The organism is Microlunatus sp. YIM B11417 (assembly GCF_059617205.1).
In genome coordinates this window covers 408,170-423,969 of the sequence record NZ_JCAMPJ010000004.1, presented here as the reverse complement: position 1 = coordinate 423,969, position 15,800 = coordinate 408,170, and the positions used below count along the sequence as shown (strand labels likewise).

The following is a 15,800-nucleotide window of genomic DNA, read 5'->3' as shown; positions in this document are numbered from 1 at the left end:
TTTGGCAGTCTCTGCCAATATCACCTAGACTCGGCGTCGAACGGAACCCACAGGAGGGCCATGAACGAGATCTGGATCCTGGGCGCGACCGGCCGCACCGGGCGCGCCATCGCCGCCCGGCTGGGCGAGCGGCAACGATCGGTGGTCCTGGTCGGCCGGGACCGCAACCGGCTCGAGGCTGTAGCCCGCGACGTGGGTGGCGAAGCGTCGGTGTTGGTCGCGGCTTCACTGGCCGACACCACGCATCGGATCGCAGCGGGCGCGCCGGCCGTCGTGGTGAACACCGTAGGACCGTTCGCCACGACGCAACCCCTGATCGCCACTGCCGGCCCGGCGGGCACGCACTACCTCGACCTGGCCAACGATCTGCCGGCCGTGACGTCACTGCTGGGCGGCCACGAGGAGGCCGTCGCGGCCGCGCGTTGCCTCGTCACCGGCGCCGGCTTCGGAGTTCTCGGTACGGAGAGCGCGACGCTGCGGGTGTGCGACGGGAGACCAGCGCCGACCAGCGTCCGGGTGGACGCGCTCGCCGCCATCGGTGGCGGCGGAGCGGTCGGAACTGCGGTAGCCGAGAGCCTCGTCGACGTCCTCGCCGGCGGTGGCTACCGTTACCGATCCGGCCGGCTCACTCGCGGGCCGATCGGCGGGGACGCCGAGCGCTTCGAACTGCCCGACGGCAGGATCGTCACCACGGTCGGTGCACCGCTGGCCGAACTGGTCGCCGCGCAGCGCGGCAGCGGAGCACCCGAGGTCGTCGCGGCGTCGAACGAACTGCCGAGCGGGCGCGTGGCGCGGCTCGCCCTGTCGCTCGTCGCGCCCCTGGTCAGGATCCCTTTGTTCCGGCGGGCGGCGGTTCGCGCTGTCGCCGGGATCGAGGTGAAGGAGGACCGGTCGGCCGGCGAACCGACCACCTGGGCCCGCGCCCGGGCGACGTGGGCCGACGGCTCGACCCGGGTGGCCTGGCTGCGCGCCCGAGAGGGAATGGACTTCACGGCCGCGGTCGCCGCGGAGGTCGCGGACCGGTTGGCGAGCGGAGCCGGCCGGCCCGGTGCCTACACACCGGGCGCCCTCTTCGGCGCCGAGCTGGCCGAGCAGGCCGGCGGCACGTTCCTGGTCGAGGACCGCCTCGGCTGATCGGGGCCGAGTCAGCCGGCAACCTCGGACCGAGCGCCGCCGCGGGTCAGATCGACGGTGATCGGCGGCTCCCCGTACGGCGACAGCTGGGTCACCGTGTCGGTCGGCCGGAGTCGCGGATCGGCCCGGAATCGCTGCTCCAGCTTGGTTTCGGCGGCCCCGTCTCCGGCATCGGCCTTGATCAACAACGCCGCGAGCTGGTCGGTCTCGGCGTCCGTGACACCGGTGCCGACGACATCCCAGAGCAGCAGCTCGTTGCCGTACCGGTGGTTGATCTCGAGGAAGACGTACGTCTTGATCAACGCCGGTCCGATCAGGTCGGAACCCGGGATCACGCCGTAGCGATCGGGGTCGACGCGGCCGGCCCGGTACTCGGTCCAGACCTCGGCCGCGGTCGGGAACAGCGAGTCGGCGCCGACGGAGAGATCGAGCACGTCGAACGGATGATCTTGCTGACGCAGACCGGGATCGGACCGCTGCCAGCGACTACCCTGCCACCAGTCGACGACGACGTGGTCGTAGTGGAAGTCCGGGCCGAAGTAGCCGGCGAAGCCGACCCGGGTGCGCGCCGGGATCCCCTGCTCACGAAGAGCGGCGACCGTGAACAGGGAATGATCACGACAACAGCCGGCGACCCGGTCGTCCGGAGGTCGCGGCGTCAGCAACGAACCCGGATGGCGCTGCTGGTCGACGTCGAGGATGACCGAGACCCAACGGGAGTTGATCTCGTCCTTCCGATCGTCGTGGAGCAACTCGGCCTCGCCCCGGTAGTGCAGGATGAGGTTGCGGGCCGTCGCGCAGACCTGGTCGATGCCGGCGGGCTCGCGGAGCAGGGCGGCGTGCCGGCCGGGTTCGGTGTACGCCGTGTGAGCGGCGAAGCGGTGTGGTGTGGTCATGATCGAAGCGTGTGCCCTGACACCGTGTCAGAGTCCAGCCCGGCCGCCGGTCCGGCCGCGAGATCGATGATCACCGGCGGCTCGCCGTACGGGGACAGCTGGGTCACCGTGCCGGGCGGCCGCAGTCGCGGGTCGGTCCGGAACCACTGCTCCAGCTCGGCTTCCGCCGCCTCGTCACCGGCGTCCGCCTTGATCAACAACGCGGCCAGCCGATCGGTGTCCTCGTCCGTGACGCCGGCGCCGAGTTCGTCCCAGAGCAGCAGCTCGTCGCCGTACCGATGATGGACTTCCATGATCACGTAGAACCTGATGAATCCAGGCCCGGAGAGGGCGGGAACGCCGGCGACACCGTAGCGCTGCGGATCGAGCCGGCCGGCCCGGTAGCCGGCCCAGACCTCGGCTGCGGTCTCGAACGGCGCACCCTCGCCGGTGGCGAGGTCGTGCACGTCGAAGTCGCGCGTGCCCGGAACCAGCTCCGGGTCGGCGCGCTGCCAACGATCGCCGTTCCACCAGTCGATGACGACATGATCACCGTGGAAGGACGGATCGAAGTAGGTGGTGAACCCGATTCGGGTGCGGGCCGGGATCCCCTGCTCGCGCAGCATCGCCACCGCCAGCAGAGCATGATCACGACAGCAGCCGGCCACCCGGTCGCCGGGCGGCCGCGGCGCGAGCACCGGCTCCGGGTGCCGCTCCTGATCAAGATCGAGGATCGCCGAGACCCAGCGCGCGTTGATCTCGCCCCGCCGCTCGCCGGCCAGCAGCTCCGCCTCGGCCCGGTAGTGCAGCACCAGGTTCCGTACCGCCTCCCCGATCCGGTCCAGTCCGACCGGCTCCCGGAGCAACGCGGCATGGCGGCCCGGATCGGAATAGGGCGAGTGGGCGGCGAAGCGTTGCCGATCGGTCATGGCACGATCAGACGCCCGAACCCGCCGAAATGTCCAGAAATCCGCGGCCGCGGTGGACGGACCTCGGGACGGCCGGTGGTGTCACCGGGCCGCTGCCGTACGTTCCCGTAGAGTTGACCGGAAGTTCACGAGGGAAGGGCACTACCGATGGCTGACACGACGGTGATCACGTTCGGCACATTCGACGTGTTCCACGTCGGGCACGTCAGGGTGTTGAACCGGGCGGCCGAGTTCGGCGACCGCCTGCTGGTCGGCGTCTCTTCCGACCAACTCAACCTGGCCAAGAAGGGCCGGCGGCCGGTGTTCACCCAGGACGAGCGGATGGAGATCCTGACCAACATCAAGGTCGTCGACGGCGTCTTCCTGGAGGAGAGTCTCGAACTGAAGCGGCAGTACGTCGAGGAGCACCAGGCCGACATCCTCGTCATGGGCGATGACTGGGCCGGCAAGTTCGACTTCCTCAACGACGTCTGCAAGGTCGTCTACCTGCCCCGCACCCCGTCCGTCTCGACCACCGCGATCATCGAGCACATCACCACCATCGCCTGACCTCCCGTTGTCCCCAGGCCCCTGTGCACAACGTGTGGACGAGGGTACGGAAACGGTGGGTAGCCGGCCGGTAACTGTGGATCGACCGGTGGACGAAGAATTGCCCAGGATTCTTTCGCAGAAGGGCTTGCGGACCCCTGGCACCGGGTGTAGAACTTACTCACCGGAAGCCGCAAGGCAACCGGGATCGGACGAAGGAAGGTCCATACGGAGGGTTTCGGCCCACCGCGTCGGTCGTGACGGACCGCGGGACCGGAGAGCATCCGATGGTCAGACAGCGTCACCCGTCGGGCCCCACCAGTAGGGCCCGTCCAACTCATACTTGGACGGGCCCTACACCCATTTTCGCATAGGTGCATGGCGGTCCCCAAGCAGCGATCAGGCCGGCGCCAGTTCGACCAGGTCATCGTCATCGCCCGCGGCCCGACCGGCCACGATGACCGTCGCCCGCTCCCAGGGCCGCTCGGACTCGAGGAACGGCAGTTCCGACCGCATCCATTCGTCCCAGAAGGGCTCGACATCTTCCGCGGCCCGGACCCCGAACGCCAGATCCCGCGCGACACCGCGGGCGCGGGCGTCGCCGAAGTCCGACTGCACCCACACCACCGCATCCGCCCAGGCCGCGATGCTCGCCCGACCGGCGCCCACGCCCTCCACGATCAGATCCCGGCGCGGTTCGACGATGATGGCGCCGTCGCGTCCGTTCGGCGCCCAGCCCGGCGGTTGGTAACGCACCGGCTCGTTCCGGCGCACCGGGGCGAGGATGTTCTCGATCAGTTCGGAATCCCAGTCGAAGAAGGAATGGTTCCAGGCCACGTCGTCCGTGTGCACGATCGCGGCTCCGGGCAGCGCGGCCTGGAGCCGGCCGGCCAGCGTCGTCTTGCCGCCGGCGCTGCGGCCGTCGACCACGATCACCCGGTTCCCCGCGGCTCGGTCCGGCAGGCCGAGCCGATCCACCAGGGTCGTCAGCGGGGCACGGCGCCAGCCGTCGATGACCGGCTCGGTCGTGCCGTCCGGCAGCTTCATGAACGTTCCTCGTCCTCGGCGGTCAGAATCTCACTAGTGTGGCGCGCATGATCACCTGGCGGGAGTTCGCAGCCGCCGCGCCGCACGTGTCGGCGATCTTCGCACGGCGGCACCGGGAGGCGGACTGGGTCTACCGGGAGCTCGGGCACGACATCCGTGGCGTCCCGGTCGCCGGCAACTTCTTCGTCGCCGACCTCGAGGGAGCGTCGTCCGTCGAAGCGGACGGACAGGGCCTCAAGATCACGCTCTGGAAGGCCGGCGGGGCGGAGCGTGTCACCAGACCCGGAGCGAGGGACATAGGCGACAGCCGCTGACGCTGCCGGCCGGTGCGCCTGCGAGACTGCTGCCCGTGACCGAGTTGACGCTGCTGCACCAGGGCAAGGTTCGCGACATCTACACGGATCGGCCGGGCGAGATCCTGCTGGTCGCCTCCGACCGGGTTTCGACGTTCGACGTCGTGCACCCGACGCCCATCCCGGACAAGGGGAAGGTGCTGACCGCGCTCTCCCTGTGGTGGTTCGAGCAGTTCGCGGACGTACCGAATCATGTGTTGTCGGTGACCGACGTGCCCGAACAGTTCGCCGGGCGGGCGATGCGGTGTCGGCAGGTCGAGATCGTGCCGGTCGAGTGCATCGCGCGCGGTTATCTCTCCGGCACGGGGTTGAAGGCCTATCAGCAGTCCGGCGAGATTTCCGGGGTACGGCTTCCGGGCGGACTGGTCGAGGCCTCGCAACTGCCGGAGCCCGTCTTCACGCCCTCGACGAAGGCGCCCGCCGGTGAAGGGCATGACGAACTCATCACCTTCGACGAGGTCGTCGACCTGGTCGGTTCGGAGACCGCCGAGAAGCTGCGCGCCCTGACCATGGACCTGTACACCCGGGCCGCCGAGCTCGCCCGCAGCCGCGGCGTGATCATCGGCGACACCAAGTTCGAGTTCGGCCGGACTCCGGACGGCGAGATCATCCTCGCCGACGAGATCTTCACCCCGGATTCGTCCCGCTTCTGGGCCGCCGAGGAATGGGAACCGGGCCGGCCGCAGAACTACCTCGACAAGCAGTACCTGCGGAACTGGGTCGAGACGACCGACTGGGACAAGATGCCGCCGGCCCCCGAGCTGCCGCCCGAGGTCGTCGCCGAGACCCGCCGCCGCTACATCGCCATGTACGAACGTCTCACCGGCAGCACCTGGTCCGACTAGCCCAACGCTTGGGTGAATTCCCGCCGGGTACTCGCGGCGGAAATTCACCCAAGACCTGAGGCTCTGCCGCTGATCCTCAGCCGAGGGTGTCGGTGAGGAAGCGGTAGCTCTGCGCGATGCCGTCGAAGGTGTCGCCCTCGTAGTGATCGAACTCCACGACGGCGTACGGGATCGCCAGGTCCGACGTCAGCACCTCGGCCAGCGGGACGTCGCCCTGGCCGGCGGGCTGCTGATCGTTCGGCAGTTCGCGGGCGCTGATGCCGGGACGCATCGGGCCGTCCTTGACGTGGACCGCGATCACCCGGTCGCCGAGCTTGCGCAGCAGGGGCAGCAGGTCGGCGCCGCCTGCGAAGGCCCAGTAGAGATCGACCTCCAGCAGCACGGACGGGTCGAGCTGCTCGGCGAAGAACTCCAGGACGGGCCGGTCGTCGATCTTGGTGGTCAGTTCGTGATCATGGTTGTGGTAGCCGACCTTGAGGCCGAATTCCTTGGCCTGCTCGGCGCGTTCGTTGAGGCGCTCGGCATTGCGCTTCACGTCGTCGGCGGTGGCCCAGCGGTCGGGGGCGACGAACGGGTCGATCACGACCTGGACGCCGAGGGCGTTGGCGGCGGCGAAGGTCTCCTCGGCCGGCGGTACGGAGAGCAGGCCGTCCGGCGTGGCCACTCCGGCCTCCTCGAGCAGCAGCGCGTGCGCGGTCGGCGAGCTGAGACCGTACTTCTCGAAGGACGCCTTCAGCGCATCGGCGCGGCGGACGAAGTCGAACGCCTCGACGGTCCGGAACCCGATCTCGGCGAGCTTCGCCAGCGAGCCGTCCAAGTCGGCCTCCAGCTCGGGGTGGATGGAATACAGCTGCACAGAGATCTCGGGCGTGGCCATATGGATCTTCCTCACGTCGTGCGGGCAGAGACGCCAGTATCTCCCGACGGGCCCGGCCGACTGTTACCGGGCGAGGCTGAACGTGACCGTGGACGACTCCCCGTAGCTGGGATCGCCGTCGGCCACCCGTACCTCGGCGTTGATGTTGCCGTCCGCGACGCCCGGGATGCCCAACGGCTCGCAGTCGGCCGGAATCGTCGCGGTGCCGTGCCAGGTTGCGACGATCTTGGACTCGGGCGGCTTGTGGGTCGACCCGGGCACTCGGAACCTCGCCGTGCCGGTGAACTTCGTGTTCTGGCACACCGCCTCGATGATGATCTTGGTCTCGACCGGCCGCCCGGAGTAGTTCCGGAAGTCGAGCGACAGGTTCGCTGCCTGACCGGGCCGCACCAGATACTGCCCCGCGTCGTTGGCCGGCCCATCGACCCGGAGTTCGGCGGACTCCGCGCCGCTCAGCACACCAGTGCCCCTTGTCGGAGCCTCGAAGGTGCCCCCGGTTTCCGGCTGTGTCGAAGGCCTCGGCGGCGGCGCCGGATCCTCGGCGGTGCACGCCGTCAGCGCCAGTACGACGAGCAGGGCGAGCCCGCCTCTCCGCAGTCTCATGGCGGCACGGTACCTGTTGTCAGCCGTCGGTGACAGCATGCTTCTCCATGGGCTGTGAGCTCCGCTGCGACGGATGTACGACGCTCGTCACGGCGCCTGACCTGGAGGCGTTCAGCGACGCCTACCTCGCCCATGTCCGCACGGTGCATCCGGACTGGCCGTTCCCCGACCTGGCCATCCGGAACACCGCCGAGGCGACCCAACGGCTGACCGGTCCGACGGAGCGGCTGGAGTCGATCGGCCCGGTGACGGTCGAAGCCGTCACCGCGGACCGGATCGAGGACTGGCTGGCCTTCTTCGATCACGACGCCTTCGCCGGCAACCCGGTGGACGCCGTCTGTTACTGCGCCGGGCCCCATCTGCCGGCCGGGCAGGCCGGGCGGCAGCCGTGGCGACGGAACCGGGAGTTCATGATCGAACTGTTCCGCAGCGGAGCGGCCCACGGCTATCTGGCGTACGTGGACGACCGGCCGGCCGGCTGGGTGAACGCCTCCCGGCGTGCGGCCTGTCCGCAGTTCCGGACCGGTGATCCGACCGACGACCGCACGATCGCGATCACCTGCGTCGGCATCGCCCCGCCCTGTCGCGGGCACGGCCTCGCGGACCCGCTGATCGGCCGGGTCATCGCCGATGCACCCGGGCGAGGCGCAGGCTGGATCGAGGCCTATCCGTTCGCCGACCAGACCGGAGTCGACGAGGACAACTGGCGCGGTGCGCTCTCCGTGCTGACGCGGTTCGGCTTCGAGCAGGCCGGGGCTCGGGAAGATCTGCAGGTGCTTCGCCGCCCGGCTCTTCCGACATAGGGTGCCGCGTCTGTGGATCACCGGGATCCCGCGGCGCCGAGGTCTCGCGTCACCCGGACAAGGTCTCGATCATGAAGTTGATCAGTAGAGCCATCAGGTAGACAGATCCGGTCAGCCACACCACCAAGACGATGATCATTCCCACGGTGACGAGGCCGTTCACTCCCAGCACCGATCGCAGAAATGCTCCCCGACCTGGATAGTCGCCAGGAGGGTCCTTCATCGGATCTTGTGAGCGCAGCACGCCATGGATTATCCAGCCCGACAGGCCCAATTCATAACGGCGTTATTCAGGACAAGCCAGCCGTTCGACGGGCCCGGCGTGTGAGAATCGGGGCCGTGGAGTTCTCCGAGATCGCCGCCGAGCTGTACGCCGGGTCGCCGGACGGGTTCGTCGCGCGGCGGAAGGAGTTGGCCGACCAGGCCAAGAAGGAGGGCGACAAGGAGCTGGCCAAGCGGGTCGGCGCGCTTCGGCGGCCGACCAAGTCGGCCTGGCTGGTGAACCTGCTGGCCCACCACGACCCGGATCGGATCGAGTCCTGGCTCGAGCTGGGTACGGCGCTCGCCGAGGCTCAGCAGCGGTTGGCCGGTGATCAACTCCGGGAACTCAACCAGCAGCGAGCAACGGCGGCGCGGCAGTTGTCCCGGCGGGCGGCGGAGCTGGCCAAGGAGGCTGGGCAGTCGACCACGGATGCCGCACTGCAGGAGGTTGCCTCCACGCTGCAGGCCGCCTGGACCGATCCAGAGTTGGCCGAGGCGGTCCGCAACGGCTGGGTGCACCAGGTCGTCGCGTACGGCGGATTCGGACCGCTGTCGCCCGGTCCCGTACCGGCTCCGGCGCCGGACAAGGCCGCGAAGGCCAAGCCTGCCGAAAAGGAGAAGGCTCCGGCGAAGCCGAAGACCGAGGATCCCGAGGTACGGAAGGCGCGCGAGGAGGCCGAGCGGAAGCGGGCCGAGCAGGCCAAGCTGCGTAAGGAACTGGACCAGGCCAAGGCGGAGTTGGACGCGGCCGCCGAGGTGCTGGCCGGGCTGCGGGAGCGGCAGTCCGAACTCTCCGAGCAACTCAAGCAGGTCACCGCCGAGGAGCGGGATCAGGCGAAGGTCGTCGCCGAACTGCGGGCCCGCGCCACCACCCTGCGCCGCGACCTGCCCTGAGCCGCCGACGAACCTGAACCGAACGTGCCCTGAGCCTGTCGAAGGGGCCCGGATCGGGCTTGCCCTTCGACAGGCTCAGGGAGCGTGGTGGTTCAGGATTCGATCGGCTTGGCCGCGACCACGGCCGCCTGGCGCTGAGCCTGCGCGTCCTCGTCAGCGGCCCCGTCCACGACCGGTTCGGGCAGCCGGTGCCGGCCGGTGATCCGGCCGACGATCTTGTCGATCAGGAAGCCGATGATCATGGCGGCGACGATCGCGATGCCGGCGCCCAGGATCGGGTTGTCCTTCACCCAGTGACCGGCCAGGGCCCCGATCAAGATCGAGTACAGGGCCCAGGAGGTGCCGGCCAGGATGCTCAGCGGGAAGAACCGGCGCCAGGAGAAGCCGGTCGCCCCGGCGGTCATGTTGACCGCGACCCGGCCGACCGGGATGTAGCGGGCGGTCAGGATGAGCAGGGCGCCGCGGTGCTGCAACTGCCGGTGGGCGAAGTCGAACACCTTCGCGACCCGCGGCCGGCGCATCCAGGCGAACCGGCCGAGACCGAGCTTGCGGCCCATCAGGAACGCAATGTTGTCACCGGCGATGGCGCCGATCGCGGCGACGATCGCGATGCCGATCACCCACGGCTGGCCGGTCGCGATGCCGACCGCGGCGAGCGCGACGACGACCGACTCGCTGGGGACCGGCGGGAAGAACCCGTCGATGCAGGCGGCCAGCAGCACCAGTACGTAGACCAGCGGCGATCCGGCGGCCCCCAGGATGAAATCGGTCAGCGTCTCCATGTCCACTATCCAACGCAAATCCGCCGGACAGCACATTGAGGTAGTCACCCGAATCGGTGTCGGGTTAGCCCTACCCGGAACCGGGGTCCGGGATGACCCCGACCCTGAGAGGCCCCCTCCCGCTGCGTCAGGGCAGTTCGAAGACGATCGCGAGGGGGGTCTGCTGACTGCCCTGGCCGAGCGGGTTGTCCGCGAACATCTCTTCGTAGACCTTCGGTTCGCCCGGCACGTCCTGGCCGAGCGCGTTCCGACCAAGATCATTCGCATCCATCACGACGGTTCCGGCGAACGTGCTCGCGTACGGCTCCGGGAGCAGCGGCCGGATCGCGGCGGTCAGCTGCGCGGCCACCTTGTCCGGGTCCTTCGGCGGCAGCTTCGCCGACACGTTGGACGGGTAGGCCGAGTACTCGGTCGGCCCGTCGATCGCCCGTACGTCGTTGCCGACCAGGTTGTAGAACACGCCGGACTTGCCGGCCAGCTTGCCGACCACGCTGCCGGCCGACGCGAACAGGATCCGCGGCAGGCCGGCCTCGCCGATCGCCAGCTGCATGGTGAACGGCGACCCGAGGCCGATCCCGGTCGGCGTCCGAGTGACGAACCGGGACAGCACTCGGGCCGCCCAGCTGACCTTGATGTCCCAGACGAACATCGAGCGGCCCTGGGTGATCGCGACGATCTTCTCGCTGATGAAGAAGTACCAGCGGCCGGTCGTTGCCGCGCGATGATCTTGGTCGGTGGTCGCGCTGAGCGTCTGGAAGAACTCGGCGACCCGCTCGACCACTCGGGCGGTCAGGTCGTCGTCGGCGCTGAACAGCTCGGTCCGCAGCGGGTAGCGCCGCACCGACCGGCCGTTCGGCAGCACAAGGTCGAGTTCCTTGCCCTCGTTCGCCTCCAGGTCGGTCTTGATCTTGACCTCGGGCGCCGGCTGGGCCTTGTCGAAGAACTCGCGGCACCAGAGTTCGACGTTGAGGATGCGCCAGAACACGGCCGCCGCGGCGCTGCTCGGGCGCTTGATGAAGGCCTCGAACGACTCCACCACCGCGGTCTGGTCGAAGTAGCCGCGGTTGGCGAACGACTCGCTCATGAACACGTCGTAGACGGTGTTCTTGATCCGCATCAGCCAGTCGGCCTGGGCCGGCTCGCTGTCCCCCTGGCCGGGGCCGTCCAGCAAGTTGATCAAGGTCTGGTCGTCCTGGCCGAGCAGCCAGCGCACCGTGTCGGTCTGCAGGTACGGCAGCACGAACCGGGTGCCGAAATGATCAGCGGTCTTGGCCAGCGACCGCAGCCGGTACGGCAGCGAGGTCGTGGTCAGCGCGTCCACCCGGAGCCGGGTCGGCTCGGTGGCGAGCGGCGCCGGGCCCTCGTCGGAGTACCGGCCCCGCAACTCCTCCGAGAGCAGGCTGACGCCCAGGTCGGCCCGCTGCCCGGCGGACACCGACCGGACCCCGCGCACCGCCGAACCGACCAGCCGGACGGCCCCGGCGAGCCGGTTGGGGGCCCCGCCGGCCCCGAGCAGCAATTGCGCGGCGCCCTCGGCGCTGATCAAGGTGCCCAGGTCGGCGCAGTCCTGGGCGAGCCGGTAGTGCAGATAGGCGACGGCCGACCCGGTCGGTTCCTCCTGGACCCGGATGAAGTCGGACCAGTCCGCCTTGAACTGATCGGCGGTGAGCCGGACCCGGCCGGGTCCGGGCGCGTTGCCGGTCTCGGACGGCTCCGGGTACTCCGGAACGATCTTGGTCCCGGCCAGCCCGGACAGGGCTGCCGAGCCCGGTCCCGCCGCGACCACGGCCGCCTCCCGATCGCCCGCGTCCACGGCGGCGGCGAGCCGGCGCTGCAGTTCGGCCGCGGGATCGGCACCGGCGGCCGGGTCCGGCCGTAGCAGCTCGGTCTGCGGGCGGAGGAAGACCTGGCGGCGGACGCCGCTCGGCTCGGCGATCAGCGCCTGGCCTGGCAGCACCCGCTCGACGCCCTCGAAGAAGGTGGCCGGCTCGTCGTCCAGCGCGCCGGTGGAGAGATAGCGGTGCACCACCCGTGGTGCCGGCGCCGGCTCCGGACCGTCGGCCAGCACGGCCGCGATCGTGGACCCGTACCGCACCCGGCAGCCGTCCGCGTCGTGGCGGAAGTAGAGCTGTTCGACGCCGAACGGGTCCCGGGCCAGCACCAGCCGGTCCGCGTCCGAGATGGCCAGCGCGAACGTGCCGGACAGCCGGCGGAAGCCGTCGATCCCCCAGATCCGGTACGCCTGCAGGGCCAGCGTGGCATCGTCGGCGCCCGCCGCCGGCGCCGCCTCCGGATCGGCCTGCTGCATCTCGGCGGCCAGCGCGTCGGTGTCGGTGAGCCGGCCGCTGAACTCGATCGTCCCGTCCGACGACGTCAGCTCGGCACAGTGGTACGACCCGGCCAACGCGATCATCGAAACGTCCTTACATCCAGGGGGCTTGGGGAGGGCCGGACGATCCTACCGAAGCGTCCGACCGCCCGACCTTAACCCGCGCTGACCGCTGACCCACACAACAGCGAACTCAAATAGCCGGCGTGGCTCTGCAGCATGTCCAGCGGCAGGTACGGCAGCAGCCGATGCCAACTGTTGTAGCGGTGCAGCCGCCCGATCACCAGAGCCGGTTCGACCAGCCGGCGCAGCTCGGCGAGGGGTGCCAGGTCTGACCAGCACTCGAGATAGGCGTCGACCAGGCGGTCCAGCCGCGGGTCCGCGCCGTTCTCGGTCCAGGCCGGGCAGGACCACTCCTGGGCGAGCACGACCAGGGTGACGTGCAGGACACAGAACGGGTGGCCCCAGACCGCGTCGCCGAAGTCGAAGAACCGCAGCGGCCGGCCCGGCTCGGCGGCGAACGCGTTGTTCTGGTGCAGGTCGTTGTGCTGCAGGGACGACGGGATCGGAGTCTCGGCGAGCCGGTCGGCGGCGGCCGTGAGCACCGGGCTGTACGCGACGGACCGGGCCAGCAGCTCGGCGCCGGCGTGCAGCGGGTGCTCGGCCGGCAGTGCCGCGAGCTCGGCGACCTGGCCGGCCACGTGGTCGGCGGTTCGATCCGGTTCCAGGGCGGGCAACCCGGTCCCGACCAGATCGGCGCCGTGGCCGGCCAGCTCCCGCTGCAGTTCGGCGTACTCGGTCAGGATCCGGACGAAGGCCGCCTCGTCGGCGGCCCCGGTCTCGCGCACCGTACGACCGCCGTCGGGGACCAGCAGCCAGCCCCGGTCGGCCGCCACCGCGACCGGTTCCAGCACCCGGCCGGGGACCAGCTCCGCGAGCCGGGCGACCAGGGCGGCCTCGAAGGTCATGGCCGGGTTGTTCTCCTTGAACCAGTGGCGGCCGCGGTCCGTCGGCACCACCAGCTGGGTCGACCAGGGCCGGACCCGCGGCTGCTCGATCGGCCCGGTGACCGCGATCCCGGCTGTCGCGAGCCGGTCCCGGATCCAGCTCTCGGCCTCCGCTCGCCAGGCTGTGCCGGTCCACGTCGCCGTCAGGTCGATCCCTGAGCCCGTCGAAGGACCGGCGCTCCCCGTACTCATCGGAGCATCCTGACAGCCGTCCCGTTCGAGGGCGAGGGAATTCGGCTTGACCGCGCCGATAGCCTGACTCCCCTGGTGGATGGCCGTCATGGGGGGGACCGACCCGACGCTCGGAAGGATCCCGATGAATCTCCCACCACCCATCCCGCGCCTCGACCCGGCCCGACTGGTCGACGCCCTCGCCGCCCAGCACGGCATTCGACTCGCCCTGATCGGCACCGCCGCCGAGGGTCAGGTCGGTGCCGCCTATGTGCGTTGGCCGGACGGCCGGGACGGCGTCCTCACCACGGTCGGCGACGGCGACGACGCGACCGGCGACCGGCTCCGGCAGACCGCCGACGTGCTCGACCTCGCCCGCTCGCACGGGTTGCCGGTGCCGCGCTACGACCTGGTCGCCGCGGTGACCGAGCCGGCCGCGCATGTCGTCGTCCAACAGCGGCTGCCGGGTGCTCCGCCGGCGACGGTCGACGTCGCGCTGCTGGACCGGATGGTCGCCGAGACCGAACGCTGGGCCGGGCTGCTCGCCGACCGGCCGGCGGACCCGCTGCCGCTGTACCTGACCGAGAGCGGTCCGGGCTTCTGCCTGCACGAGTCACTGGAGCGGTACGACCGGCGGACCCGGCGTCTGCTCGGGGTGGTGCGGGAGATCGGCCGGTCCGGGCCGGACGTGATCACCGGCGACGACCTGGTCCATCTCGACTTCCATGCCGGCAATCTGCTGGTCGACCCGGCCGGCCGGATCACCGGCATCGTCGATTGGGACGGCTGGGCTCGTGGCGACCGCCGCTTCGCGCTCGTCGTGCTGGCGTACGACCTCGGCTGGCGGCGCAGCGACCCGGCCGTCCGGACCCGGCTGGACGAGTTGATCAACCTGACCGTGCCGCCGGACCGACGCCGGCGCTACGACGCCTCGCTGAGCCTGCGCCAGGTGGACTGGTCGATCCGGCACCACGGTGCGGCCGAGGTGGACTTCTGGCTGGGCGTTGCGGCGGACCGGTTGGACCCGTCGTGATCAGTAGTGCAGGTAGCGCCGCCGGATCCGGTTGAACCGGGCCAGGTCGTCCTGCCAGCCGGCGACGATGGCGTCCGCGTCGTCGCCGGCGTCGACCGCGAGCCGCACCCGGTCGGAGCCGGTCAGGTGGTCGATCCACCATTGCGGCTGCGCGTCCGTACCGGAGTTGAGCCAGGCGAAATCCTTGGGATACAAGGACTTCAGCGTGACCAGCAGGTTGATGCCGAGGGCCACCGCGTCGACCTTCGCCGGGTCGGTGACGTTGATGTCGACGCCGCCGCAGTTCTTGCCCTGATAGGTGGAGAAGGTCGGCGTGAAGTAGGCCTCGCGGAACGCCAGCCCGGGCAGCCGGCGGGCGGTCAGCTCGGCTGCCCACCGGTGGTCGATGAACGGCGCTCCGACCAGCTGGAACGGGCGGGTGGTCCCGCGGCCCTGGGACAGGTTGGTCCCGGAGAAGAGGCAACTGCCCGGATAGACGTACGCAGTCTCCAGGGACGGCAGGTTCGGCGACGGCAGCACCCAGGGCAGCCCCGTTCGGTCGTAGGAGAGTTCGCGGCGCCAGCCGTTCATCCGCCGCACGGACAGTTCGACCGGTCCGCTCGGCCGGCCGGGCAGGAACTCGGCGTTGAACAGGTCGGCGAGTTCGCCGACCGTCATGCCGTGCTGCTGCGCGATCGGGGCCCGGCCGATGAACGTCGCGTACTCGGGGTGGAGCACCGGCCCGGTGGCGCGGCGGCCGGTGATCGGATTCGGCCGGTCCAGCACCACGAATCGCTTGCCGGCCAACGCGGCCGCCTCCATCGAGTCGAACATCGTCCAGATGTAGGTGTAGAAGCGGGCGCCGACGTCCTGCACGTCGAACAGGATCGTGTCCGCCTTGGACGCGGTGAACAGGTCCGCCAGGTCCTGGCCCGACGCCTCGAACGTGTCGTACACCGGCAGGCCGGTCTTCGGGTCGGTGAAGAAGTCCTCCGAGTCGTTCGCCTGCGCGGTGCCGCGGAAGCCGTGCTCCGGCCCGAACACCGCGACCAGGTCGACGTCGTCGCTCTCGGCCATCACATCGACGCCGTGCCGGAGGTCCGGCAGCACTCCGGTCGGGTTCGTGATCACGCCGACCCGCTGGCCGCGCAGCTCACGGAAGCGGTCCTGGACCAGGAGCTCCAGGCCGGTACGGACCCGGCCGGGCTGAGCGTTCGCCGTTGGGCCGAAGCCGATCGTTCCGGCCAGGGCTCCGGCGCCGATCAAGGCTCCACGTCTGGTCATCGTCATGATCATGAGGCTAGCGAGGCCGGATGACCAGCGGCTGACGTACGGGTGTCGGAACGCTGG

General features: G+C 70.1%; 17 protein-coding genes. 7 read left to right on the top strand and 10 right to left on the bottom strand.

The window, feature by feature from the left end; genetic code table 11:
• Positions 1 to 60: 60 nt before the first annotated feature.
• The gene (locus tag AC6CCG_RS21455) at positions 61 to 1,134 is read left to right on the top strand and encodes a saccharopine dehydrogenase NADP-binding domain-containing protein (protein WP_496656683.1); all 1,074 of its coding nucleotides are present in this window, start codon (positions 61 to 63) and stop codon (positions 1,132 to 1,134) included.
• Between the two features lie 11 nt (positions 1,135 to 1,145).
• Here AC6CCG_RS21455 and AC6CCG_RS21450 read toward each other — a convergent pair whose 3' ends face one another.
• Together AC6CCG_RS21450 and AC6CCG_RS21445 are read right to left on the bottom strand one after the other, a co-directional pair.
• A complete protein-coding gene (locus AC6CCG_RS21450) occupies positions 1,146 to 2,030 on the bottom strand; it encodes a transglutaminase-like domain-containing protein (protein ID WP_496656682.1) in 885 nt (294 codons plus the stop codon).
• Positions 2,027 to 2,938, bottom strand: a complete 912-nt coding sequence (locus tag AC6CCG_RS21445; protein ID WP_496656681.1) for a transglutaminase-like domain-containing protein — start codon at positions 2,936 to 2,938, stop codon at positions 2,027 to 2,029. The genes AC6CCG_RS21450 and AC6CCG_RS21445 overlap by 4 nt, the downstream gene beginning before the upstream one ends.
• Positions 2,939 to 3,085: 147 nt before the next feature.
• Here AC6CCG_RS21445 and AC6CCG_RS21440 point away from each other — a divergent pair, with 147 nt between their 5' ends.
• Positions 3,086 to 3,487: an FAD synthase family protein gene (locus AC6CCG_RS21440; protein ID WP_496656680.1), complete on the top strand. Its 402-nt coding sequence runs from the start codon at positions 3,086 to 3,088 to the stop codon at positions 3,485 to 3,487.
• 378 nt (positions 3,488 to 3,865) lie between these two features.
• Here AC6CCG_RS21440 and AC6CCG_RS21435 read toward each other — a convergent pair whose 3' ends face one another.
• Positions 3,866 to 4,513: a uridine kinase family protein gene (locus AC6CCG_RS21435; RefSeq protein ID WP_496656678.1), complete on the bottom strand. Its 648-nt coding sequence runs from the start codon at positions 4,511 to 4,513 to the stop codon at positions 3,866 to 3,868.
• Positions 4,514 to 4,560: 47 nt separating this feature from the next.
• Here AC6CCG_RS21435 and AC6CCG_RS21430 point away from each other — a divergent pair, with 47 nt between their 5' ends.
• Both AC6CCG_RS21430 and AC6CCG_RS21425 read left to right on the top strand, forming a co-directional pair.
• Positions 4,561 to 4,827, top strand: a complete 267-nt coding sequence (locus AC6CCG_RS21430; protein ID WP_496656677.1) for a hypothetical protein — start codon at positions 4,561 to 4,563, stop codon at positions 4,825 to 4,827.
• 35 nt (positions 4,828 to 4,862) lie between these two features.
• Positions 4,863 to 5,711 (top strand): phosphoribosylaminoimidazolesuccinocarboxamide synthase, encoded by an 849-nt coding sequence (locus AC6CCG_RS21425; protein WP_496656676.1) that lies wholly within the window; start codon positions 4,863 to 4,865, stop codon positions 5,709 to 5,711.
• Positions 5,712 to 5,787: 76 nt separating this feature from the next.
• On the opposite strand, the gene AC6CCG_RS21420 is transcribed toward AC6CCG_RS21425, so the two are convergent.
• Positions 5,788 to 6,588, bottom strand: a complete 801-nt coding sequence (locus AC6CCG_RS21420; protein WP_496656675.1) for a sugar phosphate isomerase/epimerase family protein — start codon at positions 6,586 to 6,588, stop codon at positions 5,788 to 5,790.
• Positions 6,589 to 6,651: 63 nt separating this feature from the next.
• Positions 6,652 to 7,191, bottom strand: coding sequence for a hypothetical protein (locus AC6CCG_RS21415; protein ID WP_496656674.1), 540 nt, complete (start codon positions 7,189 to 7,191; stop codon positions 6,652 to 6,654).
• A gap of 47 nt (positions 7,192 to 7,238) precedes the next feature.
• Here AC6CCG_RS21415 and AC6CCG_RS21410 point away from each other — a divergent pair, with 47 nt between their 5' ends.
• On the top strand, positions 7,239 to 7,994 hold the full coding sequence (locus tag AC6CCG_RS21410) for a GNAT family N-acetyltransferase (protein WP_496656673.1): 756 nt from the start codon (positions 7,239 to 7,241) through the stop codon (positions 7,992 to 7,994).
• A gap of 49 nt (positions 7,995 to 8,043) precedes the next feature.
• Here the strand turns inward: AC6CCG_RS21410 and AC6CCG_RS21405 are convergent, their stop codons facing one another.
• Complete coding sequence (locus AC6CCG_RS21405) at positions 8,044 to 8,238, bottom strand: hypothetical protein (protein ID WP_496656672.1); 195 nt, start codon at positions 8,236 to 8,238, stop codon at positions 8,044 to 8,046.
• Positions 8,239 to 8,333: 95 nt separating this feature from the next.
• On the opposite strand from AC6CCG_RS21405, the gene AC6CCG_RS21400 reads away from it, so the two are divergent.
• A complete protein-coding gene (locus tag AC6CCG_RS21400) occupies positions 8,334 to 9,149 on the top strand; it encodes a hypothetical protein (RefSeq protein ID WP_496656671.1) in 816 nt (271 codons plus the stop codon).
• Between the two features lie 92 nt (positions 9,150 to 9,241).
• Here AC6CCG_RS21400 and AC6CCG_RS21395 read toward each other — a convergent pair whose 3' ends face one another.
• The 3 genes from AC6CCG_RS21395 to AC6CCG_RS21385 form a co-directional block, all read right to left on the bottom strand.
• Positions 9,242 to 9,931, bottom strand: a complete 690-nt coding sequence (locus tag AC6CCG_RS21395; RefSeq protein ID WP_496656670.1) for a DedA family protein — start codon at positions 9,929 to 9,931, stop codon at positions 9,242 to 9,244.
• Between the two features lie 127 nt (positions 9,932 to 10,058).
• Positions 10,059 to 12,344: a hypothetical protein gene (locus AC6CCG_RS21390; protein WP_496656669.1), complete on the bottom strand. Its 2,286-nt coding sequence runs from the start codon at positions 12,342 to 12,344 to the stop codon at positions 10,059 to 10,061.
• Positions 12,345 to 12,415: 71 nt separating this feature from the next.
• Positions 12,416 to 13,459 (bottom strand): aminoglycoside phosphotransferase family protein, encoded by a 1,044-nt coding sequence (locus AC6CCG_RS21385; RefSeq protein WP_496656668.1) that lies wholly within the window; start codon positions 13,457 to 13,459, stop codon positions 12,416 to 12,418.
• A gap of 124 nt (positions 13,460 to 13,583) precedes the next feature.
• Here AC6CCG_RS21385 and AC6CCG_RS21380 point away from each other — a divergent pair, with 124 nt between their 5' ends.
• Entirely contained in the window at positions 13,584 to 14,471 is an 888-nt protein-coding gene (locus tag AC6CCG_RS21380; RefSeq protein ID WP_496656667.1) for a phosphotransferase family protein, read from the top strand.
• On the opposite strand, the gene AC6CCG_RS21375 is transcribed toward AC6CCG_RS21380, so the two are convergent.
• Positions 14,472 to 15,740, bottom strand: a complete 1,269-nt coding sequence (locus AC6CCG_RS21375; RefSeq protein WP_496656666.1) for an exo-beta-N-acetylmuramidase NamZ family protein — start codon at positions 15,738 to 15,740, stop codon at positions 14,472 to 14,474. It abuts the gene before it with no gap.
• Between the last annotated feature and the right edge of the window lie 60 nt (positions 15,741 to 15,800).